This window comes from Streptomyces sp. NPDC017936, from assembly GCF_044328485.1.
GTDB lineage: Bacteria > Actinomycetota > Actinomycetes > Streptomycetales > Streptomycetaceae > Streptomyces.
In genome coordinates this window covers 36,443-56,515 of the sequence record NZ_JBIRHK010000015.1, presented here as the reverse complement: position 1 = coordinate 56,515, position 20,073 = coordinate 36,443, and the positions used below count along the sequence as shown (strand labels likewise).

Annotated in this window: 19 protein-coding genes and 2 riboswitches; of the genes, 13 read left to right on the top strand and 6 right to left on the bottom strand. The window is 75.1% G+C overall.

From position 1 onward, the window contains the following. Positions 1-46: 46 nt before the first annotated feature. Complete coding sequence (locus ACH4F6_RS28285; protein WP_397963183.1) at positions 47-1,783, bottom strand: MFS transporter; 1,737 nt, start codon at positions 1,781-1,783, stop codon at positions 47-49. A 324-nt stretch (positions 1,784-2,107) separates the two neighbouring features. Here ACH4F6_RS28285 and ACH4F6_RS28280 point away from each other — a divergent pair, with 324 nt between their 5' ends. The 3 genes from ACH4F6_RS28280 (at position 2,108) to ACH4F6_RS28270 (ending at position 4,838) form a co-directional block, all read left to right on the top strand. After that, complete coding sequence (locus ACH4F6_RS28280; protein ID WP_397963182.1) at positions 2,108-3,055, top strand: N-acetylmuramoyl-L-alanine amidase; 948 nt, start codon at positions 2,108-2,110, stop codon at positions 3,053-3,055. A 170-nt stretch (positions 3,056-3,225) separates the two neighbouring features. Beyond that, a complete protein-coding gene (locus tag ACH4F6_RS28275) occupies positions 3,226-4,023 on the top strand; it encodes a hypothetical protein (protein ID WP_397963181.1) in 798 nt (265 codons plus the stop codon). Positions 4,024-4,544: 521 nt separating this feature from the next. Further along, positions 4,545-4,838, top strand: a complete 294-nt coding sequence (locus ACH4F6_RS28270; RefSeq protein ID WP_397963180.1) for a hypothetical protein — start codon at positions 4,545-4,547, stop codon at positions 4,836-4,838. A gap of 61 nt (positions 4,839-4,899) precedes the next feature. Here the strand turns inward: ACH4F6_RS28270 and ACH4F6_RS28265 are convergent, their stop codons facing one another. The 3 genes from ACH4F6_RS28265 to ACH4F6_RS28255 are packed head-to-tail and all read right to left on the bottom strand — an operon-like array spanning position 4,900 to position 8,155. Then, positions 4,900-5,994, bottom strand: a complete 1,095-nt coding sequence (locus ACH4F6_RS28265) for a prenyltransferase (RefSeq protein WP_397963179.1) — start codon at positions 5,992-5,994, stop codon at positions 4,900-4,902. Continuing rightward, complete coding sequence (locus tag ACH4F6_RS28260; protein WP_397963178.1) at positions 5,991-6,725, bottom strand: class I SAM-dependent methyltransferase; 735 nt, start codon at positions 6,723-6,725, stop codon at positions 5,991-5,993. The genes ACH4F6_RS28265 and ACH4F6_RS28260 overlap by 4 nt, the downstream gene beginning before the upstream one ends. After that, positions 6,719-8,155 carry a glycosyltransferase family 4 protein gene (locus ACH4F6_RS28255; protein ID WP_397963177.1) on the bottom strand — a complete coding sequence of 479 codons (1,437 nt, stop codon included), beginning with the start codon at positions 8,153-8,155 and terminating at the stop codon, positions 6,719-6,721. Before ACH4F6_RS28255 ends, ACH4F6_RS28260 begins: the two co-directional genes overlap by 7 nt. A 208-nt stretch (positions 8,156-8,363) precedes the next feature. Between ACH4F6_RS28255 and ACH4F6_RS28250 the strand changes: the two genes are divergently transcribed. Together ACH4F6_RS28250 and ACH4F6_RS28245 are read left to right on the top strand one after the other, a co-directional pair. Beyond that, positions 8,364-9,002 carry a TetR family transcriptional regulator gene (locus tag ACH4F6_RS28250; RefSeq protein ID WP_397963176.1) on the top strand — a complete coding sequence of 213 codons (639 nt, stop codon included), beginning with the start codon at positions 8,364-8,366 and terminating at the stop codon, positions 9,000-9,002. A gap of 76 nt (positions 9,003-9,078) precedes the next feature. Then, positions 9,079-9,268: riboswitch (TPP riboswitch) on the bottom strand. Between the two features lie 229 nt (positions 9,269-9,497). Then, on the top strand, positions 9,498-9,950 hold the full coding sequence (locus tag ACH4F6_RS28245) for a hypothetical protein (protein ID WP_397963174.1): 453 nt from the start codon (positions 9,498-9,500) through the stop codon (positions 9,948-9,950). A 435-nt stretch (positions 9,951-10,385) separates the two neighbouring features. On the opposite strand, the gene ACH4F6_RS28240 is transcribed toward ACH4F6_RS28245, so the two are convergent. Then, complete coding sequence (locus ACH4F6_RS28240) at positions 10,386-11,087, bottom strand: phosphotransferase (RefSeq protein ID WP_397963173.1); 702 nt, start codon at positions 11,085-11,087, stop codon at positions 10,386-10,388. 99 nt (positions 11,088-11,186) lie between these two features. Next, positions 11,187-11,260: riboswitch (cobalamin riboswitch) on the top strand. 132 nt (positions 11,261-11,392) lie between these two features. Between ACH4F6_RS28240 and ACH4F6_RS28235 the strand changes: the two genes are divergently transcribed. The 7 genes from ACH4F6_RS28235 to ACH4F6_RS28205 all read left to right on the top strand — a co-directional run bounded on the left by ACH4F6_RS28235 (position 11,393) and on the right by ACH4F6_RS28205 (position 18,631). Then, the gene (locus tag ACH4F6_RS28235; protein WP_397963172.1) at positions 11,393-12,637 is read left to right on the top strand and encodes a prenyltransferase/squalene oxidase repeat-containing protein; all 1,245 of its coding nucleotides are present in this window, start codon (positions 11,393-11,395) and stop codon (positions 12,635-12,637) included. Next, positions 12,634-13,293: an SCO2322 family protein gene (locus ACH4F6_RS28230; protein ID WP_397963171.1), complete on the top strand. Its 660-nt coding sequence runs from the start codon at positions 12,634-12,636 to the stop codon at positions 13,291-13,293. The genes ACH4F6_RS28235 and ACH4F6_RS28230 overlap by 4 nt, the downstream gene beginning before the upstream one ends. Positions 13,294-13,438: 145 nt before the next feature. Continuing rightward, complete coding sequence (locus ACH4F6_RS28225; protein WP_397963170.1) at positions 13,439-14,533, top strand: CbiQ family ECF transporter T component; 1,095 nt, start codon at positions 13,439-13,441, stop codon at positions 14,531-14,533. 6 nt (positions 14,534-14,539) lie between these two features. Then, positions 14,540-16,213 (top strand): ABC transporter ATP-binding protein, encoded by a 1,674-nt coding sequence (locus ACH4F6_RS28220; RefSeq protein ID WP_397963169.1) that lies wholly within the window; start codon positions 14,540-14,542, stop codon positions 16,211-16,213. Beyond that, positions 16,210-17,070, top strand: a complete 861-nt coding sequence (locus ACH4F6_RS28215; RefSeq protein WP_397963168.1) for an ECF transporter S component — start codon at positions 16,210-16,212, stop codon at positions 17,068-17,070. The genes ACH4F6_RS28220 and ACH4F6_RS28215 overlap by 4 nt, the downstream gene beginning before the upstream one ends. 315 nt (positions 17,071-17,385) lie before the next feature. Beyond that, positions 17,386-17,802, top strand: a complete 417-nt coding sequence (locus tag ACH4F6_RS28210; protein WP_397963167.1) for a transglycosylase SLT domain-containing protein — start codon at positions 17,386-17,388, stop codon at positions 17,800-17,802. A gap of 127 nt (positions 17,803-17,929) precedes the next feature. Then, positions 17,930-18,631: a YoaK family protein gene (locus ACH4F6_RS28205; protein ID WP_397963166.1), complete on the top strand. Its 702-nt coding sequence runs from the start codon at positions 17,930-17,932 to the stop codon at positions 18,629-18,631. 23 nt (positions 18,632-18,654) lie between these two features. Here the strand turns inward: ACH4F6_RS28205 and ACH4F6_RS28200 are convergent, their stop codons facing one another. Continuing rightward, positions 18,655-18,825, bottom strand: a complete 171-nt coding sequence (locus ACH4F6_RS28200) for a DUF397 domain-containing protein (RefSeq protein WP_397963165.1) — start codon at positions 18,823-18,825, stop codon at positions 18,655-18,657. 177 nt (positions 18,826-19,002) lie between these two features. Between ACH4F6_RS28200 and ACH4F6_RS28195 the strand changes: the two genes are divergently transcribed. Continuing rightward, positions 19,003-19,989 (top strand): oxidoreductase, encoded by a 987-nt coding sequence (locus ACH4F6_RS28195; protein WP_397963342.1) that lies wholly within the window; start codon positions 19,003-19,005, stop codon positions 19,987-19,989. Positions 19,990-20,073: the final 84 nt, after the last annotated feature.

Here is a 20,073-nt window from a genome sequence, read left to right as displayed (position 1 = left end):
GCCGGCACGGCGCCCCGGTGGGCGCCGCGCGCTCACCGTCTCGCCGTCACGCGCTCACCGTCTCGCCCGGCAGCGGGAGGTCCACCTCCACCGCCCGCTCCTCTCCGGGGTGGGACGCGGACGAGGCGAGCGGCCCGTGCCCGACGGCCTTCGCGGCGAGGACGTACGCGCCCTCGGCGGGCACGGCGAGGGCGTACGTGCCGTCCTCGGCGGAGAGCGTCGCGCCGGCCTGGCGGCCCCGCCGGTCGATCAGGGTGACCCTGGCGCGGGCGACGGGGGCGCCCCCGGCGTCCAGCACGCGCCCCCGGAAGCCCCGCAGGACCTCCTCCGCGCGCTCCACCACGTCGGCGTCCGCCGCGCTGCTGGCGCGCAGCCGCGGGGTGCGGTCGGCCTTGGGCAGGAGGAGGGCGAAGAGCAGGCCGACGGCGACGGCGGCGGTGGCGATCAGGAAGGAGACGCGGAAGCCGTGCAGGGTGGGGACGGCGACGCCGTTCACGTCGTTCGCGGTGTTGGCCAGCACCATGCCGATGACGGCGCTGGAGACGGACGTGCCGATGGACCGCATGAGGGTGTTGAGGCCGTTGGCCGCGCCGGTCTCGGAGGCGGGGACCGCGCCGACGATCAGCGCGGGCAGGGAGGAGTAGGCGAGGCCGATGCCGGCGCCGAGCACCACCGCGATGACGAGGCTCTGCCAGGGGGCGCTCATCAGGCCGAGGCCGGCGCCGTAGCCGACCGCGATGATCAGCAGGCCGAGGATCAGGGTGACCTTGGGGCCGTACTTCGCGGAGAGCCGGGCGTAGACGGGCGCGGTGAACATCATCGTCAGGCCGAGCGGGGCGACCAGCAGGCCCGCGGCGACCATGGACTGGCCCAGGCCGTAGCCGGTGGCGGTGGGCAGCTGCAGGAGCTGCGGCAGGACCAGGGACACGACGTAGAAGCTGACGCCGACCATGATCGAGGCGAGGTTGGTGAAGAGGACGGCGGGCCGGGCCGTCGTCCGCAGGTCCACCAGCGGCGCCGCGACGCGCAGTTCCATCAGTCCCCACAGGAGGAGGACGGCGGCGGAGGCGGCGAACAGGCCGAGGGTGGTGCCGGAGGTCCAGCCCCAGTCGCTTCCCTTGGTGATCGGCAGCAGGAAGAGGACGAGACCGGCGGACAGGCCGAGCGCGCCCGGCAGGTCGAAGGAGCCCGCGGCGCGCGCCGGGGACTCGGGGACCACGAGGAGGGTGAGGGCGATGGCGACGACGCCGAGGGCGGCGGCGCCGTAGAAGAGGGCGTGCCAGTCGGCGTGCTGGGCGACCAGGGCCGCGGCGGGCAGGGCGAGGCCGCCGCCGACGCCGATGGACGAGCTCATCAGGGCCATGGCCGAGCCGAGCCGCTCGGGGGGCAGCATGTCGCGCATCAGGCCGATGCCCAGCGGTATCGCGCCCATCGCGAAGCCCTGGAGGGTGCGGCCGGCGATCATCGTGATCAGGTCGCTGGTGACGGCGCTGACGAGGGCGCCGAGCACCATGACGGCGAGGCTGGTGACGAGCATGCGCCGCTTGCCGTACAGGTCGCCGAGGCGGCCCATGATCGGTGTGGCGACGGCGCCGGAGAGCAGGGTCGAGGTCAGGACCCAGGTGGCGTCGCCGGGGGCGGCGTCCAGCAGTTGCGGCAGGTCCTTGACGACCGGCACGAGCAGGGTCTGCATCACCGCGACCACGATGCCCGCGAAGGCGAGCACCGGGACGACGGCGCCGCGCGCTCCGCGTCGGGGCCGGTCGGTCGGCGTGTGCGTCATGGGGCGGGGCCTCCCGGCCTGAGGTGATCACGGGTACGTGCACCGTGAACCACGTATGCACGGGCAACTATTCCGATGCTTCGGCACACTAACGAATCCTTGACCGTCTCTTGGGGATCCGCGCCTTCCTCCGCGGACCGGGACGACGGCCGCGGCCCCTCATGGCCTCCTCCGCCGGGCCTGCGCGGCCCGGCGGAGGCGCCCCGGAGGCGTCCGTACGGCATGCGCGCCGGGCGGCCGCCGCCGCGGGGCACGCCGGGCCGCGTCATCCGTCCGGCCACCGCCCCCGGGCCGCCCCGCGCGGTCCCCGCTAGGGTGGCACGCGTGTCGTACGCAGGCCCGGAATCCGATCAGCCCCGTCCCCGCCGCTCCCCGCCGCGCCGCGCCCTCACCGTGGCGCTCGCCGCGCTGGTGCCCGGCGCGCTGCTCGGGTGGCTGGCGTACGAGACGCTGGGCGGACCGGGGGACGGCGGACCCGGCCGGGCGACCGGAGCGGCGTCCAGCAGCCAGGCCTCGTCCTCGGGCGGTGCGGCCGGCGACGGGAAGCCCGGCGTCCCCGTGTCGCCGTCCGCCACGGCCTCCGCCCCGGCCGGCGCGGGCTCCTTGAAGGGCAAGGTCGTCGTCATCGACCCGGGCCACAACCCGACGAACTTCCGGTACACCGCCGAGATCAACAGCACGGTGGACGTCGGCACCCACCGCAAGGAGTGCGACACCACCGGCACGTCCACCAACTCCGGTTACAGCGAGGCCGCGTTCACGCTGGACGTGGCGCACCGGCTGCGCACCCTGCTGCAAGGGCAGGGCGCCACGGTGAAACTGACGCAGGACGCGGACCGGCCCTACGGCCCCTGCGTCGACGAGCGCGCGCGGATCGGGAACGCGGCGCACGCCGACGCGGTCGTCTCGATCCACGCCGACGGATCCGGGGCCGGCAACCGCGGCTTCCACGTGATCCTGCCGGGCGAGGTGCGCGCGGGCGCCGCCGACACCCGTGCCATCGTGGGTCCTTCGCGGGAGCTGGGGACGCTGATCGCCGGCGACTTCGCGCGCGTCACGGGCAGCGCCCCCTCCAACTACCTCGGCGACGGCAGCGGTCTCGTCACGCGTGAGGACCTGGGCGGTCTCAATCTGTCAACGGTTCCCAAGGTGTTCATCGAGTGCGGCAACATGCGCGATAGCAAGGACGCGGCGCTGCTGACCAGTGGTGCCTGGCGGCAGAAGGCGGCGCAGGGGATCTCTGAGGGAATCGTGAGTTTCCTGCGCGGGTAGCGATCAGCACGCTGATCCCGGCGGACATCCCGATCGTGCGGACGATAATGTCATCCCTACGATGAGGGGCCACCCTCACGCTTCACACCCGGGCCTGACGGCGACATGGTGTCAGCGGCGCCTCTACCGATGCGTGTACCGATGACGAGACGACTGACGAAGGACCTGAAGTGAATATCCGCTCCCTCACTCGAGGCGACGGCGTGGTGATCGGAGCAGCGGTATTGCTGTTCATCGCGTCGTTCCTGGACACGTTCGACGGCTCCGGCAGCGACGTCCCCAACGCCTGGGACGACCTCGGTCTTCTGATGAGCATGTACGTCGGCGGGATCATCGGGGCGGCTCTGATCGTCGTCGCCCGTGCCCTGCCGCAGCCGCGCAAGGTCGCCGGCCTGGACCTCGGTCAGCTCGGGGTCGCGCTGACGGTGTTCGCCGCGTGGACCTCGTTCTGGACGATCATCGACCCGCTGGGCGCGTTCACGGACGCCTTCGAGGGTGCGGACATCGACACCGGGGCCGGTCTCATCCTCGGTCTGATCGCCGCCCTGGTGCTGGCCGCGGCCGCCGTCGCCACCCCGCTGGTCCCGGCGCTGCGGGCCGGGCTGATCCCGGCTCCGAGGCCGCCGCAGCCGCAGCCCTACGGCGCCCAGCCGCCCGGCGGCTACGGCTACCCGGGCGCGCCGCAGGCGTCCTTCGGCGGGCAGCCCCCGTACGCCGGGCAGCCGCCGCAGCCGCAGGCGCAGGCGCCGCAGCCCGCGCAGCCGGCCGGGGACTTCTCCCCGTACTGGTTCGCCGTGCCGGTGCCGCGTCCGCTGTTCGCGGAGGACGGCTCGCCCTCGCCGATCGCCGAACTCGCGCCGGGCACCTGGTACCTGGCGGTGGAGCAGGGCGCCCAGGGTCTGGTCGCCCAGACGCAGGACGGCCGTCGCGGCGTCCTGCGGGACACCTCCGGGATCCAGCGCGGCTGATCCCCCCCCCGCCCCTCGCACAACGGCCCCCCGCCCGACCGGACGGGGGGCCGTCGCCGTACGACCGCTTCCCGGCCGACGCCCCGTCAAGAGGTGGGCGTGCGCCTCGGTCCGGCACTCGGCCGCCGGGGACGCGGCCCCTTCCGCGGACCACGTCCCGCTCGCCGGGAGGCTCCGGCGGAGCTCGGTCCCCGCCGGGTCGGCGGAAGACGGCGACCGGGTCCAGGGTCAGCTCCCCGGAGTCCCGGTCCCGGGTGCGCCCCTCGCCCAGGCAGCGGGACCGGAACTCCCCCGTGCAGTACGCCTCGTCGCGGAACTCGCCCCGGCCCTCGGACTCGGCGCAGGTGATCTTCAGCCGGGCGGCCGGCCGGTGCCGTGGGCAGGATCATCAGGGACCGGTTCGAACAGCGCCTCCCGGAAGGATCAACTCCACGCCGGTGCAAGGCAGATGAGCGTCCCGCGATCCGGCCTGCCGGACGCGGGGCTGGTTTCATCCCGGTGCGAGCGGCAAGCCGGACCGTATGTCCCCTCGATATCGCAACGGTGCGAACCAGGCCGGTACGGTCATCGCCGTCGTGGCCGACGTCATGGCCTTCATCCTGGGCCTGTGGATCCTCATGTACCTGCTGGGCGCCAACCGCGCCAACGACTTCGTGCAGTTCGTGCACGACACGGCCCGCTGGCTGGCGGGCTGGTCGCACGACCTGTTCACCTTCGACGAGGCCTGGGCGAGGGTCGTGGCGGGGTACGGCCTCGCGGCCGTGGTGTACCTGTTCGTGGGCCACGCGATCGCGAACCGGGTCCAGCGCCACTGACACGCCGCCGCGCGGACGGGGGCGGGCGCTGCGCCCGCCCCCCTCAGGCTCCGCCGCCCCCTCAGGCGCCGTCGGCCGCCGGGGCCTGCCCGCAGCAGTCCGGGTCGAGCCCCGCCGGCAGCTGGTCGCCGGCGAACACCGCGCAGGTGGCCTCGTGGCCGCCGAGCGCGGCGACCGCCAGCAGCAGGGACCCCGCGGTCCACGTGGTCAGTTCGCGCGGCCAGATCGCCTCGTCCTCGAAGACGTACCCCGTCCAGTACAGCCCGGACTCGGCGTCCCGCAGGTGCTGGATCGACTGGAGGATCTCCAGCGCGCGGTCGGACTCCCCCATCGCCCAGAGCGTCAGGGCGAGTTCGGCCGACTCGCCGCCGGTCACCCAGGGGTTGGGCACCACGCACCGCACGCCCAGCCCCGGCACGACGAACCGGTCCCAGGCCCCCTCGATCCGGGCCTTGGCCTCCACGCCGGTCAGCGCGCCGCCCAGGACCGGGTAGTACCAGTCCATCGAGTAGCGCCCCTTGTCCAGGAACCGCTCGGGGTGCCGGCGGACGGCATGCCGCAGCGCACCCGCCGCCAGTTCCCAGTCGGGCTGGGCCTCCTCCCGTTCCTCGGCGATCGCCAGCGCGCAGCGCAGCGCCTGGTGGATCGAGGAGGAGCCGGTGAGCAGCGCGTCCGTGGCGGCGGTGCCGTCGTCGTCCCGGCGCCAGCCGATCTGCCCGCCCGGCTGCTGCAGCCGCAGCACGTACTCGATCGCCGCGTGGACGACCGGCCACATGCGGTCCAGGAAGGTGTCGTCGCCGGTGGACAGGTAGTGGTGCCACACGCCGACCGCGACGTAGGCGACGAAGTTGGTCTCGCGGCCCCGGTCGGTGACGTCGTCGAAGGCGCCGTCGGCGTAGGCCGCGTACCAGGAGCCGTCGTCGTTCTGGTGCCGGGCGAGCCACGCGTAGGCGCGCTCGGCGGCCTCGTGCTCGCCCGCCGCGTCGAGGGCCATCGCGGCCTCGGTGTGGTCCCACGGGTCCAGGTGGTGTCCCCGGAACCACGGGATCGCGCCGTCCTCCCGCTGCACGGCGAGGATGCCGCGGACGGTCGCGGCCGCCTGCTCCGCGGTGAGGACCCCGGGCAGGACGAGGTGTTCTGTCCGGGGCGTCGTCACCGGGCGGCCACCGACGGCAGGTGGGGCTTGGTCGCGTAGGCCACGAAGCTCTTGCCGATCAGCGGGTTCAGCGCCTGCTCGGCGACCCGGGTGGCCAGCGGCTTCTTCATGATGTCCCAGACCAGCAGCTTGTGGTACGCCCGCACCGGCAGCGCCTTGTCGTTGTCGACGCCGAACGCGCACTTCAGCCACCAGTACGGCGAGTGCAGCGCGTGCGCGTGGTGGGTGCCGTACGGCCTCAGTCCCGCCTCGCGGATCTTCGCGAGGAGCTCGTCCGCCTTGTAGATGCGGATGTGGCCGCCCTCGACCTCGTGGTAGGCGTCGGACAGCGCCCAGCAGACCTTCTCCGGGCCGTAGCGCGGGACGGTGATCGCGATCCGGCCGCCGGGCCTGAGCACGCGGACCATCTCGGCGAGGACGCCCTTGTCGTCGGGGATGTGCTCCATCACCTCGGAGATGATGACGACGTCGAAGGACTCGTCGGGGAAGGGCAGCGCGAGGGCGTCGCCCTCCATGGCGGTCGCGGTGGCGCCCTCGGGGGCCTCGCCCGCCTCCTTCATCGCGGCGAACCACTTGGCGACCTCGCGGATCTCCTCGCCGTTCTGGTCCAGCGCCACGACCTGGGCGCCGCGCCGGTAGCACTCGAAGGCGTGCCGGCCGGCCCCGCAGCCGAGGTCCAGGACGCGGTCGCCCGGCGCGAGCGGGAACCGGGAGAAGTCGACGGTCAGCACGTGGCCCTGCTTTCGCGATCGGATACAACGTCAACAGCTTCGGTGGCGGTCGCACGGGCCGCGCCGGAGGCGCGCCCCGCGGGGGCCGCGGCGGCGGAGCGCGGTGCCCGCCCGCCTCCCGCGCGCTCGATGGCCTCGCGGTACCGGGCCACCGTCCCCTCGGCGGCCCGCGCCCAGGTGAACCGCTCCAGCACCCGCTCCCGCCCGGCCGCGCCGAGCCGGGCCCGCAGCGCGGGGTCGCCCAGCAGCCGGCTCAGCCCGGCGGCCAGGGCGCCGGCGTCGCCCGGGGCGACCGCCAGGCAGGTCTCGCCGTCGCGCCCGGCGACCTCGGGGATCGCGCCGCCGGTGGTGGCGACGAGCGGGGTCCCGGTCGCCATGGCCTCGGCGGCCGGCAGGGAGAAGCCCTCGTAGAGGGACGGCACGCAGGCGACCTCCGCCGAGCGCACCAGGTCGACCAGTTCGGCGTCGGAGATGCCCTTGACGAACTCGACGGCGCCCTCGAGGCCGTAGCGCTCGACCGCCTGGGCGACGGGCCCCTCCTCGGGCCGCTTGCCGACGACGACGAGGTGGGCGTCGGGGTGCTCGGTGCGGACCTTGGCCAGCGCCTCGACGAGGAAGACCAGGCCCTTGAGCGGCACGTCCGCGCTGGACGTCGTCACGATCCGGCCGGGTATGACGGCCACCGACGGGTCGGGGGAGAACAGGTCCGTGTCGGCGCCGATGTGGACGACGTGGATGCGGTCCCCGCGCACGCCGAGGTGGTCGACGATCTCCTGACGGGAGGTGCCGGAGACGGTGAGCACGGACGGCAGCCGGCGCGCGACGCGCTTCTGCATGCGGGTGAACGCGTACCAGCGGCGCACGGACCAGCGGCGCGCCCGGCCCTCGGCGGCGTCCAGCTCCAGCTGCCGGTCGACGGTGATGGGGTGGTGGATGGTGGTGACCAGCGGGGCGCCGACGTCGCCCAGCAGCCCGTACCCCAGGGTCTGGTTGTCGTGCACGACGTCGAACTCGCCGCGCCGGGCGCGCAGGTGGCGGCGGGCGCGCAGGGAGAAGGTCAGCGGTTCGGGGAACCCGCCGGTCCACATCGTCGCCACTTCGAGGGCGTCGATCCAGTCCCGGTACTCGTCCCGCTTCGGGGTGCGGAAGGGGTCCGGCTGGCGGTAGAGGTCGAGGCTGGGGAGCTCGGTGAGGGACAGGCGTGCGCCGAGGTCCTCGCCGAGGTCGTCGAGCACGGGGTACGGCTGGGAGCCGATGACCTCGACGCGGTGTCCGAGGCGGACGAGTTCGCGCGAGAGGTGGCGGACGTAGACGCCCTGGCCGCCGCAGAACGGGTTCCCCTTGTAGGTGAGGAGCGCGATGTCGAGCGGTCGCCCGCCGTCCGCGGCGAGGGCCTGCCCAGGCCCCGCCTGACTGGCCTCAGCGGTCACTCCGGCCCCCTTCTGCCTGCACTGTCCCGCGAGACTACGACGGGACGCTAATCTAGAACAAGTTTCAGACTTGATCGTTCGGGAGGCTTCGAATCTACCGGCAGGTAAGGACGCTGTGAGCAGTGGATCAGGTGATTCACGCCACGACCGGACGTCCTGTTCTGCGGTGTGATCCCACGCCCTCACCGACCGTCACGGAACGGGACCCATGCCTGCGCGAGCCAAGGGGGACAAGGTGGAAGCCAGTACCGTGCGCCCGGCCGCTCCGCCCCTCACCGAGCGGCAGGAGGCCCGCCGCCGCCGCATCCTGCACGCGAGCGCGCAGCTGGCCGGCCGGGGCGGCTTCGACGCGGTGCAGATGCGGGAGGTCGCCGAGTCCTCCCGGGTCGCCCTGGGCACCCTCTACCGCTACTTCCCGTCCAAGGTCCACCTGTTGGTCGCCACCATGCAGGACCAGCTGGAACACCTGCACGGCACCCTGCGCGAGCAGCCTCCGGCGGGCGCGCGGCCGGCCGAGCGCGTGGCGGAGACCCTGATGCGCGCCTTCCGCGCCCTCCAGCGCGAGCCGCACCTCGCCGACGCGATGGTCCGCGCGTTCACCTTCGCCGACCGCAGCGTCAGCCCGGAGGTCGACCAGGTCTCCCGCCAGACGACGGCGATCATCCTCGACGCGATGGGCCTCGCCGACCCCGCCCCCGAGCAGCTCTCCGCCGTCCGCGTCATCGAGCACACCTGGCACTCGGCCCTCATCGCCTGGCTCTCGGGCCGCGCCTCCATCACCCAGGTGCGGATCGACATCGAGACGGCGTGCCGCCTGATCGACGTCACGGACCCCGGAACGTCCTGACCTCCTGACGGACCAGGGGCGCGCGGCGCGGACGGGCACGCGGCGCGGAGGCGCGCCGGAAGTCGCGGCGCGCGAAAAACCTACGAGACGGGTTCCCTTCGCCGGTATTACCCGGATCAGGTACTGGGGGTCGCCCTCAGGCTCAACTGCTTCCGTCGGGCCTCTCAGCTCGACCGTCGACGTCGGCTGCCGGCGGATGCCGTGGCCCTGTGCCGCGGCGTCACGCCGAAGTCGGCTACTCCGGTCGAACTCCCTCACTCGTCCCGTAGGCCAATACCAGAATAAAACGCCCACAGCCAGATGGAACCCCCCAAAGGGAAGATTTTTCACGACGGCCCGCCACGGCTGTCCGGGGCGGGGAACGCGGCGGTGCCCGGCCGGCCGGAGCGGTCCACCGGCGACGGGGAAGCCGCGAAGACCGCCCGATCCGGGCAGTGACCCGGCCCGCGCCCCCCCGGGAACGATGTCCCCTGTATCCCGCGCCTACGACACAAGGTGGTCGACCCCGTAAGACTGATCCGCGCGGCCTCAGCCGTGGCCGCAGGCGCCCTCGTCCCGGCCCTGCTGCTCTCCACCCCGTCCTTCGCCGCCGTCACGGCGCCGGCGACCGCCGCCGCGGCGTCGGACACGGGCTCGCCCTACGACGAGACGGACGTGGACGACCTGCGCGTGGCGATCGCCCGCACCCTCGCCGACCCCGCCGGCGGCCAGCGCGTGATCCAGGAAGCCAACGCACTCCTCGACAACGGCACCCCGGAACAGAAGCGCGCCCGGCTCGCGACCGGCCACCGCCTCGCCCAGGCCGAGGACGACAACGTCGCCATCGCCCGCACCCTCGCCGACCCCGCCGGCAGCCAGGCCCTGCGCGCGGCGGCGGGCGCGGCCCTGGACGACGACACCCCGGAGGCGCTGCGCCACTTCCTCGAGGTCGGACGGTACGAGGTCTGACGGCCGGGGCGGCCCGGGAGGCGCGGTCCCGGCGAAGTCCGCGGCGGCCCGGGCCGCCCTGGCCGATCGCCGTCAGCCCGCTCCGGCTCCGGCCGATGAGCGTCTCCCCCGCCCATCGGTCCCGTCCGCCCCCGGGTCCACCGGGCGGGGCTGGGGGGGCGGTGTCGAGCCGGAAGCCGGTCGGGGGAGGTGGGGGCGCCGGGCCCGTCCGGCGCCCCGGGGCACGGCCGGCCCGACGTGCGGCGGCCACCCGCCGCCACGGTCTCCGGCCGGACCGTCAGCCCGTCCGACCCGGTGCCGGAGCCCGGGCCGATCCGGTGCCGGAATCCGGGCCGCCCCGGGCCCACACCGTCGGCCGCCCCGGGCCCACACCGTCGGGCGGTCCGGGCCCACACCGTCGGGTGCCCCGGGCCCACACCGTCGGGTGCCCCGGGCCTACGCCGTCGGGCGGTCCTGTGCGGCTCCCGCCAGTGAGCGGATCAGTTCCTCGGCCGCGCCCAGGAGCCCGACCTCCTCCGCCGTCATGGTCGGGTTCGCCGCCCGCCGCCGCAGCGCCTGCGCCAGGCCCTCCTCGGTGAGGCCGGACGGGTCGGCGAGGAGGGCGGCGAGCATCGCGCGGGCCGGTGCGGCGACCGGCTCGGCGGAGACGGCGACCTGGGCGAGGATCACCGCGGACATGCCCCAGTCCAGGCCCGGATCGCCCTCCTCGGCGGTGGCCCAGTCGATGACCCGGGGGCCGTCGGGCATGAGGACGACGTTGTCCGGGTGCAGGTCGAGATGGAGGACGCACGGGCCGGCCCCGGGAGCGGGGACGGCGTGCAGCGCGCGCAGCAGCCCGGCGAGGATCGTCCCCGCCTCCCGCGAGTCCAGCGCGCCGGCCGCCCACGCCTGCAGCATCGTCGGCCCGTCCAGCCGCTCCATCACCAGTTCGGTGCGCGAGCCGGAGGACCGTACGGCGGGCGCGGGGTAGCCGTGGGCCCGGACGTGCGCCATCACCGCCCCCTCGGCGGCCGCGTCGCCCCGCCCCTCACGGTCGCGGCGCAGCACCCACGCCCCGTCGATCTCGTACACGTCGGCCGTGCGGCCCGAGCCGAGCAGTCGGCCCGGCTCCCCCACCGCGGTTCCCCCGGTTGTCATGGACGGAACCTACCGTGCCGCTCCCCCACCCCATGGGCACCCCTCGGGGCCTTTCCTACGGCCGAGTAGAGTGGCCGGGTCGTCATCACACCCGTACGGGGGGAAGCCGGTGCAATTCCGGCGCTGACCCGCAACCGTGAACCGCCCTCGGGGGCCGGTGAGCCGGACTGCCCCGGACGGGACCGTGACCGGCTCACGTGCGCCGGCAGCCCGCCGTCGCACGGCACCGTCGAGGTTTACGGAGCCGAGCCGCCGGGGTGTCCCGCGCTGCCCGGCTCCCTGACAGGGAGAGGCATCCGCCGATCATGAACGTCCGCCGCAGCGCCGCGGTCCTGGCCGCCACCGCAGTGATCGGCGCGGCCACGCCCGCCGTGGCCGCCGACCCCACCCCGTCCGCGTCGCCGTCCGTGGCGCTCCCCTCCGGTCTGTACGGCACCGCCGACCCGACGTACGACGGCGTCTGGCGCCAGTCGCTCGCGCTGCTCGCCCAGGACACGGCCGGCGTGCGGCCGGCCGGCGAGGCCGTGGACTGGCTGACCGGGCAGCAGTGCGCGAACGGCGCCTTCGCCGCCTTCCGCGCCGAGCCCGCCCGGGCCTGCGACGCCGAGCTCATGGTGGACACCAACAGCACGGCCGCCGCCGTCCAGGCCCTCGCGGCCCTCGGCTCCCACGAGGCCGCCGTGCAGAAGGCCGTCGGCTGGCTGAAGTCCGTCCAGAACGCGGACGGCGGCTGGGGCTACGCGGCCGGCGGCGCCAGTGACACCAACTCGACGTCCGTCGTGGTCGGGGCGCTCGCGGCGGCCGGCGAGAAGCCCGCGGAGGTCGTGAAGGGCGGGAACTCGCCGTACGACGCCCTGGTGAAGCTCGCCCTCCCCTGTGCCGGCGCCGGCGCGGGCGCCTTCGCCTACCAGCCCGACAAGGCGGGCAAGCTGGCGGCCAACGCGGACGCGACGGCGGCCGGTGTCCTCGGCGCGCTCGGCAAGGGCCTGGCGGCCGGGGCCGGGACGAAGACGGACGCCGCCGCCTGCGCCGACGCCGGCTACCCGGCCCCGCAGCAGGCCGCCGCCAACGGGGCCGCCTACCTGGCGAAGGCCCTGCAGAAGGACGGGTACCTCACGTCGGTGCTGCCCGGCGCCGAGAACCAGCCCGACTACGGCAACACCGCCGACGCGGTCGTCGCCCTCGCCGCACAGGGCGGCGCGGCGAGCGCCGGGAAGCCGTTGAAGTGGCTCGCGGCCAACTCCGCCGCCTGGGCGGAGCAGAACGGCCCCGCCGCGTACGCCCAGCTGGTGTTCGCGGCCCACGCGACGGGGACCGACCCGCGCGCGTTCGGCGGCACGGACCTGGTGGCGGCCCTCAACGCGACGGGCCCGGCGCCGGAGTCGACCGGGAAGGCGGCCGCGCAGGCGTCCGACGACGCCGCGGACCGGGACGACGAGGACCAGGACGACTCCGAGGACGGCTACGGCACCTGGTGGACCGTCGGCGTCTTCCTCGTCGCCGGCATCGGCATCGGCTTCCTGATCAGCGGCCGCAAGAAGCGCCAGTGACACGCCGGCTCGCCGCCCTCGCCCTCGCCGCGCTGTTCCTGGTCCTGGCCGGCCCCGCTCCGGCCCGGGCCGCCGGCTACCGCTACTGGTCCTTCTGGGAGCGCCAGGGCGACCGCTGGATCTACGCCACCGAGGGCCCCGCCATGGCCCGCCCCGCCGACGGCGCCGTCCAGGGCTTCCGTTTCGCGGTCAGCGAGGACTCCCAGGACGCGTCCCGGCCGCGCGGCACGACGTCGTTCGCGGCGGTCTGCGCGCAGACGCCCGCGCAGGACGGCGCGAAGCGGGTGGCGCTGGTCCTCGACTTCGGCACGCCGGCGGACGCCCCGTCCGGGGAGACCCCGCCGGCCGCCCGGACGGCCTGCGCCCGCGTCCCCGAGGACGCGACCACGGCGGAGGCCCTGGCCGCGGTGGCCAAGCCCCTGCGCTACGACACCAACGCCCTGCTCTGCGCCATCGCGGGCTACCCGAGGGCGGGCTGCGGCGAGCAGGTGAGCACCGGCGGGAGCAAGCCGGCGTCCACCGGGAAGCCGACGTCCGCCGGGGAGCCGGCCGGCGACGACAGCGGTCCGTCGGTGGGCGGGTACGCGGGCGGCGCCCTCGTCGCGGCCCTGGCAGCGGCGGCGGTGTGGCAGGCACGGCGGCGCAGGCGTGGTTAGGCCCGACGGCGCAGGCGTGGTCGGGCAGCCTGCGGGCAGCCGAGCCGCAGGGGCGACGGGGGTCCCCCCGCTCATAGGGGTCCCCCCGCTCGCGCGAAGCCGAGAGTGGGGGAGGGCGGACGCAGGCGGCACCCCGCAAGCGCCGGTGAGCGCCCCCGCCCCCCGCCCACCGCGCACCGCGCCGCTGCACCCCGGCGCCTGGTGGCTGTGGGCCCTGGCCCTCGGCACCGCGGCCACCCGCACCACCAACCCCCTGCTCCTCGCCCTCCTCCTCACCACCTCCGCCTACGTGGTCGTCACCTGCCGCCCCGACACCCCCTGGGCCCGCTCCTACTCCGCCTTCCTCCACCTCGCCCTCGCGGTCCTGGTCATCCGCCTCGTCTTCGTCGTCGCCCTCGGCTCCCCGATCCCCGGCACGCACGTGGTCGTCGCCCTCCCCGAAGTCCCCCTGCCCGACTGGGCGCAGGGCGTCCGCCTGGGCGGCAAGGTCACCGCCGAGGGCGTCCTCTTCGCGCTCTACGACGGTCTGCGCCTCGCCACCCTCCTGGTCTGCGTCGGCGCCGCCAACGCCCTCGCCAGCCCCTCCCGGCTGCTCAAGTCGCTCCCCGGCGCCCTGTACGAGGCCGGGGTCGCGGTCGTCGTGGCCCTCACCTACGCCCCGCACCTCATCGCCGACGTGCAGCGCCTGCGGGCCGCCCGCCGGCTGCGCGGCCGCCCCGACCGCGGCCTGCGCGGCCTGCTCCAGGTCGCCCTGCCCGTGCTCGAGGGCGCCCTGGAACGCTCGGTCGCCCTCGCCGCGTCGATGGACGCCCGCGGCTACGGCCGCACCGCCGACGTCCCGGCCCCGGTCCGCCGTACGACGGCCGCCCTCACCCTGGGCGGCCTGCTCGGCGTGTGCGCGGGGACGTACGGCCTGCTCACGGCGGCCGGCGGCACGTACGGCCTGCCGGTCCTCCTCGCCGGGCTCACCGCGGCCCTCGCCGGACTGCGCCTCGGCGGCCGCCGTTCCCCGCGCACCCGCTACCGTCCCGACCGCTGGACCCCGCGCTCGTGCCTGGTCGCCGCGTCCGGCGTCGCGGTCGCCGCCCTCCTCGTGCTCACCGCCTCCGCGGACCCCGCGGCCCTCCACCCCACCGTGATCCCGCTCACCGCCCCCACCCTTCCCCTCGGGCCGGCGGCGGCGATCCTGCTGGGCATCCTGCCCGCCTTCCTCGCCCCCGCACGCCGCAAGGAGCCGTGAGCCGTCGTGATCCGCTTCGAGAACGTCTCCGTGACCTACGACGGCGCCCGCGAACCCACCCTCCGGGACGTGGACCTGACCGTCCCGGAAGGCGAGCTCGTCCTGCTCGCCGGCCCGTCCGGCGTGGGCAAGTCCACGCTGCTCGGCACGGTCTGCGGCCTGGTCCCGCACTTCACCGGCGGCACCCTGCGCGGCCGTGTCACGGTCGCGGGACGCGACACCCGCACCCACAAGCCGCGCGAACTCGCCGACGTCGTCGGCACGGTGGGCCAGGACCCGCTCTCCCACTTCGTCACGGACACCGTCGAGGAGGAACTCGCCTACGGCATGGAGTCGTTGGGCCTGCCCCCGGCCGTGATGCGCCGCCGCGTCGAGGAGACCCTGGACCTGCTCGGCCTGGCCTCCCTGCGCGACCGCCCCCTCGCCACGCTCTCCGGCGGCCAGCAGCAGCGGGTCGCGATCGGCTCGGTCCTCACCCCGCACCCCAGGGTCCTCGTCCTGGACGAGCCGACGTCCGCGCTCGACCCGGCGGCCGCCGAGGAGGTCCTCGCCGTCCTCCTGCGCCTCGTCCACGACCTCGGGACGACGGTGCTGCTCGCGGAGCACCGGCTGGAACGCGTCCTGCAGTACGCCGACCGGGTCGCCCTCCTGCCCGCCCCCGGCGCGGCCCCCGTCCTGGGCGCCCCGGCCGAGATCATGGCCGTGTCGCCGGTGTACCCGCCGGTGGTGGAGCTGGGCCGGGTGGCGGGCTGGTCCCCGCTGCCGCTGACCGTCCGCGACGCCCGTCGGCGCGCGGACGCGCTGCGGGAACGCCTGGCCGGACGGCAGCCGGACCACACCCCGCCGCCGGTCGCCGAGCCCCCCGCGCCCCGGGCGGCGCTCCCCCGGTGGCGCCGCCGCACCGCACCCGCCGGCCCCCTCGCCCCCGAGGCCCCCGCCGACGTCCGCTCCCTCGCCGTCCGCCGCGCCCGCGTCCAGGCCCTGCGCCACGTCGACCTCACCGTCTCCCCGGGCGAGACGATCGCCCTCATGGGCCGCAACGGCGCCGGGAAGTCCACCCTGCTCGGCGCGCTCGTGGGCCTGGTCGAACCGTCCGCCGGCTCGGTCCGCGTCGGCGGCGCGGCCCCGCACCGCACCCCGCCCCGCGACCTGGTCCGCCGCGTCGGCCTGGTCCCGCAGGAACCCCGCGACCTCCTCTGCGCCGACACGGTCGCCGCCGAGTGCGCCGCCGCCGACCGGGACGCGCAGGCCGCCCCCGGCACCTGCCGCGCCCTGGTCTGCGACCTGCTCCCCGGCATCACCGACGACACCCACCCCCGCGACCTCTCCGAGGGACAGCGCCTCACCCTCGCCCTGGCCGTCGTCCTCACCGCCCGCCCGCCGCTGCTCCTCCTCGACGAGCCGACCCGCGGCCTGGACTACGCGGCGAAGGCCCGTCTGGTCGCCCTGCTGCGCGAGCTGGCCGCCGCCGGTCACGCGATCGTGCTGGCCACCCACGACGTGGAACTGGCCGCCGAGCTGGCCCACCGGGTCGTGCTGCTGGCCGAGGGCGAGGTGATCGCGGACGGCCCGACGGCGGAGGTGGTCGTCTCCTCGCCGTCCTTCGCCCCGCAGGTGACGAAGATCCTGGCCCCGCAGGAGTGGCTCACGGTGGCGCAGGTGAAGGAGGCCCTGCGGTGACACCGACGACCCCCGCGGCCCCGGTCGCCCGGCAGGCCCGGGCGATCCGCCTGGGCCCCCGCTCCGTCCTCTCCCTGGCCCTGGTCAGCGCGGTGGGCGTGGTCTCCTTCACCTGGCCCTTCCTGGCCCCGCCCGCCTCCACCCTGAACGCCCACACCCAGGACGCGCCCTGGCTCTTCGCGGGCCTGCTGGTGCTCCTCGTCGCGGTCGTGGCGGCGACGATCTCGGAGTCGGGGCTCGGCGCGAAGGCGGTGGCGATGCTGGGCGTGCTGGCGGCGACCGGCGCGGCCCTGCGCCCGATCGGCGCGGGCACGGCCGGCATCGAGCCGATGTTCTTCCTGATGGTGCTGAGCGGCCGGGTCCTCGGCCCCGGCTTCGGCTTCGTCCTCGGCTCGGTCACGATGTTCGCGTCCGCGCTGCTCACGGGCGGGGTGGGCCCGTGGATGCCGTTCCAGATGCTGTCGATGGGCTGGTTCACGATGGGCGCCGGCCTGCTGCCGGGCGCCGACCGCCTGCGCGGCGGTGCGGAGCGGGCCCTGCTCGCCGGATACGGCTTCCTGGCCGCCTTCGCGTACGGCACGGCGATGAACATGGCCGGATGGCCCTTCATGGACCCGGACAGCACCACCATCGCCCTCGACCCGGACGGGTCGGTCGCCGGGAACCTGGCGCGCTTCGTCACCTACTGCCTGGCGACGTCCCTCGGCTGGGACCTGGGCCGCGCCGTGGTCACCGTCGTCCTGACGCTGACGCTCGGCCCGGCGGTGCTCAGGGCGCTACGCAGAGCGACCCGGCGCGCCGCGTTCGAGACCGGGGTCACGTTCGAGGACGGCGGGCCGGTGAGGCGCCCCACGTGAGCCGCATCACCTACGATCCTCCTTAGTCGGACAAATCGGTCATCATGCACACGCAGACAGGCCCTCTGACCTGCGCTTTGAGAGCCGGCTCACACGAACGCCTTTCCCCCCACATGCGGCCACAACTAGTAAAAGGGGTCATTGCGGACCCCTTCCGGGCCTGCTTCTCTGGATGACGTCGCACGGCGCCGACAAGCCCCCGGGCCTCGGCGCCACCGCATGCCAGCCACCCACCGCACTTCACGCGGTGCGGCCACGCACCGCGTGTTTCCGGCATGCCCGCGGCACCACCGTCCCCGAAGAAAAAGGTTCTCCGTGTCCGTCTCCGTCATCCGCCGCATCGCCTCCCCCAAGAAGACCCTCACCGCCGTCGCCGTGGCCGCCGCCACCGCCGGCATGGCCCTGACCGCGGCGCCCGCCCAGGCCGCCACCGGTTCCTCCGCCTCCGAGGCCAAGGCGATCGCGCACCAGATGATCCCGGACGCCGCGCAGTTCAACGCCTTCAGCAAGATCGTCGAGCACGAGAGCGGCTGGGACGTCGACGCCACCAACGCCTCGTCCGGCGCCTACGGCCTCGTCCAGGCCCTGCCCGGCAACAAGATGGCCTCCGCCGGCGCCGACTGGAAGACCAACCCCAAGACCCAGATCAAGTGGGGTCTCGACTACATGAACGAGCGCTACGGCAGCCCGACCGCCGCCTGGTCCTTCTGGCAGGCGAACGGCTGGTACTGAGCCGCACCCCTCACGGCGCACCGACGCCGACGGCGTCCTGACGCCCCCTGCACGCGAAAGCGGCGGCCCCCGATCCCCGGGCCGCCGCTTTCGCCGTTTTCCTCCCGCTCCGTGATCGACTGGGCGGATGACCCCCGAGCCCCCGGAACCGGACGCGACCGGCCCCGACCCCGATCCCGAAGCGCGCGGTGTCCGGCTCGTCCGCGTCCTGCTCGTGCTGACCGTGGTGAGCGGACTGATCGACGCGGTCAGCTTCCTCGGCCTGAGGCACATCTTCACCGCGAACATGACCGGCAACGTCCTCGTCATCGGCTTCGCCGCGGCGGGCGTCCCCGGCTTCTCCGTCCCGCACTCGGTGACCTCGCTGGGCTGCTTCCTGGCCGGCGCCGTGGCCGGGGGCCGCGTCATCCACGCCGTCGGCTCCCACCGCCTGTGGGCACGGACGACCCTGACCGTCGAGTCGGCGCTGCTGGCCGCCGCCGCCGTGGTCGCCTTCGCCGCCCCGGACGAAGCGTCCGGGACCGTCTACTCGGTCATCGCCCTGACCGCGTTCGCCCTGGGCATGCGCACCGCGACCGTCCGCAAGCTGGGAGTGGCCGACCTGCCCACGACCGTCCTGACGATGACGCTGACGGGCCTCGCCTCCGAGTCCCACGCGGGCGGCGGCCACGGCACCCGGTTCCGCCGCCGCGCGGCGGCCGTGGCGGCCCTCTTCGCCGGGGCGCTGCTCGGCGCCTGGCTGGTGATCCACCACGGCCTCGGCCCGCCCCTGCTGCTCGCGGCCCTCCTGTCGGGCGCCCTGGCCCTGACGGCCTCGGGCCGCCCCTGAGCGCCGGCCAGGCCGCCGGGACGTCACTCAGCGGCGGTGGGCCCGCCGGTCCAGGAGAGGAACGCGGCGAAGGCGGCGGGCCGGAGGGTGAGGATCGGACCCGCCGGGGCCTTGGAGTCGCGTACGGCCACGGCCGCGTCGGGGAGCCGGGCGACCTCGACGCAGTTGCCGCCCTGGTCGCCGTTGTGACGCACGGGGCCCCGCGGACCACGAACCGGTCGCCCGGGCGGTCGGTGACGAGCAGGGCGGCGCACCCGGCCCTGTGCCGCTCCGGGAAGTCCCGTGGTCGTTCGGGCGGATGCGGGCTCTGCCCACGGCAGAAGCCTCTTGGCACGGTCGGGCCGTGCTGATGGAGTCCCGCCATGGAGCGCATGGAGGTCCTCGTCCTCGGCGGCACGGCCTGGCTGGGGCGTGAAGTGTCCCGGCAGGCCCTCGACCGCGGTCACCGCGTGACGTGCCTGGCCCGTGGCGACAGCGGGCCCGTGGCGGAAGGGGCGCGTCTGGTGGCCGCGGATCGGCGCGACCCCGCCGCGTACGCGTCCCTGCCCGGTGGGGAATGGGACGCCGTGCTCGAGGTGTCCTGGCAACCCGGCTTCGTACGGGAAGCAGTTGCCGCCCTGGGCGCGCGGGCACGTCACTGGATCTACGTCTCCTCGGTCAGCGCGTACGCCTCCCACGGCGAGCCCGGCGCGGACGAGACCGCCGCCCTGCTGCCCGCCACCGACCTCGAGGAGGCCGACCGTGAACAGTACGGTGAGGCCAAGTCCGCCTGCGAGACGCTCACCCGGACGGCCCTGGCCGACCGCCTCCTCATCGCCCGCGCCGGACTCATCGGCGGGCCCGGCGACCACAGCGACCGCTCCGGCTACTGGGTCGCCCGCGCCGCCCGTGCCCCCCGGGCGCCGCTGCTCGTCCCCGACACCCCGCACGCCCCGACGCAGACCGTCGACGTGCGCGACCTGGCGGCATGGCTCCTCGACACCGCGGAACACCGCACCACGGGCACCTACAACGCGGTCGGCCCGACTGTGCCCTTCGCCGAATGGATCGACCTGTCCCGCGGCGTCGGCGGACACACCGGACCGGTCGTCACGGTGCCGTCCCGGCAACTCCGCGCGCGAGGAGTGGCCCAGTACATGGGCCCCGACTCACTGCCCCTGTGGGTGGTGGACCCGGGCTGGGAGGGCTGGGCGGCGCGCGACGGGTCCGCCGCCGTCGCCGCGGGCCTGCGCCACCGCTCCCGCACCGACCTCCTCGCCGACACACTGCGCTGGGAACGCGGGCAGGGACTGCACCGGCCGCGCCGCGCGGGACTCACCCCGGACAGGGAACGCGAACTCCTGGCGTCCCTCGGATGAGAACCCGTCCCGGGCCGGCGCCGCCCGCCGAGTCGCGGGTGCGGATATCCTCCCCCTTCGTGCCCGCCCAGTGAAGGACCACCG

What these genes read in the sequence shown, in the direction of transcription:
- ACH4F6_RS28240 (WP_397963173.1), bottom strand. Translation starts at nt 11,087, where the DNA reads ATGACAACCGGGGGAACCGCGGTGGGGGAGCCGGGCCGACTGCTCGGC.
- ACH4F6_RS28205 (WP_397963166.1), top strand. Translation starts at nt 17,930, where the DNA reads ATGACCCCCGAGCCCCCGGAACCGGACGCGACCGGCCCCGACCCCGAT.
- ACH4F6_RS28195 (WP_397963342.1), top strand. Translation starts at nt 19,003, where the DNA reads ATGGAGGTCCTCGTCCTCGGCGGCACGGCCTGGCTGGGGCGTGAAGTG.
- ACH4F6_RS28250 (WP_397963176.1), top strand. Translation starts at nt 8,364, where the DNA reads ATGCCTGCGCGAGCCAAGGGGGACAAGGTGGAAGCCAGTACCGTGCGC.
- ACH4F6_RS28270 (WP_397963180.1), top strand. Translation starts at nt 4,545, where the DNA reads ATGTCCCCTCGATATCGCAACGGTGCGAACCAGGCCGGTACGGTCATC.
- ACH4F6_RS28285 (WP_397963183.1), bottom strand. Translation starts at nt 1,783, where the DNA reads ATGACGCACACGCCGACCGACCGGCCCCGACGCGGAGCGCGCGGCGCC.
- ACH4F6_RS28235 (WP_397963172.1), top strand. Translation starts at nt 11,393, where the DNA reads ATGAACGTCCGCCGCAGCGCCGCGGTCCTGGCCGCCACCGCAGTGATC.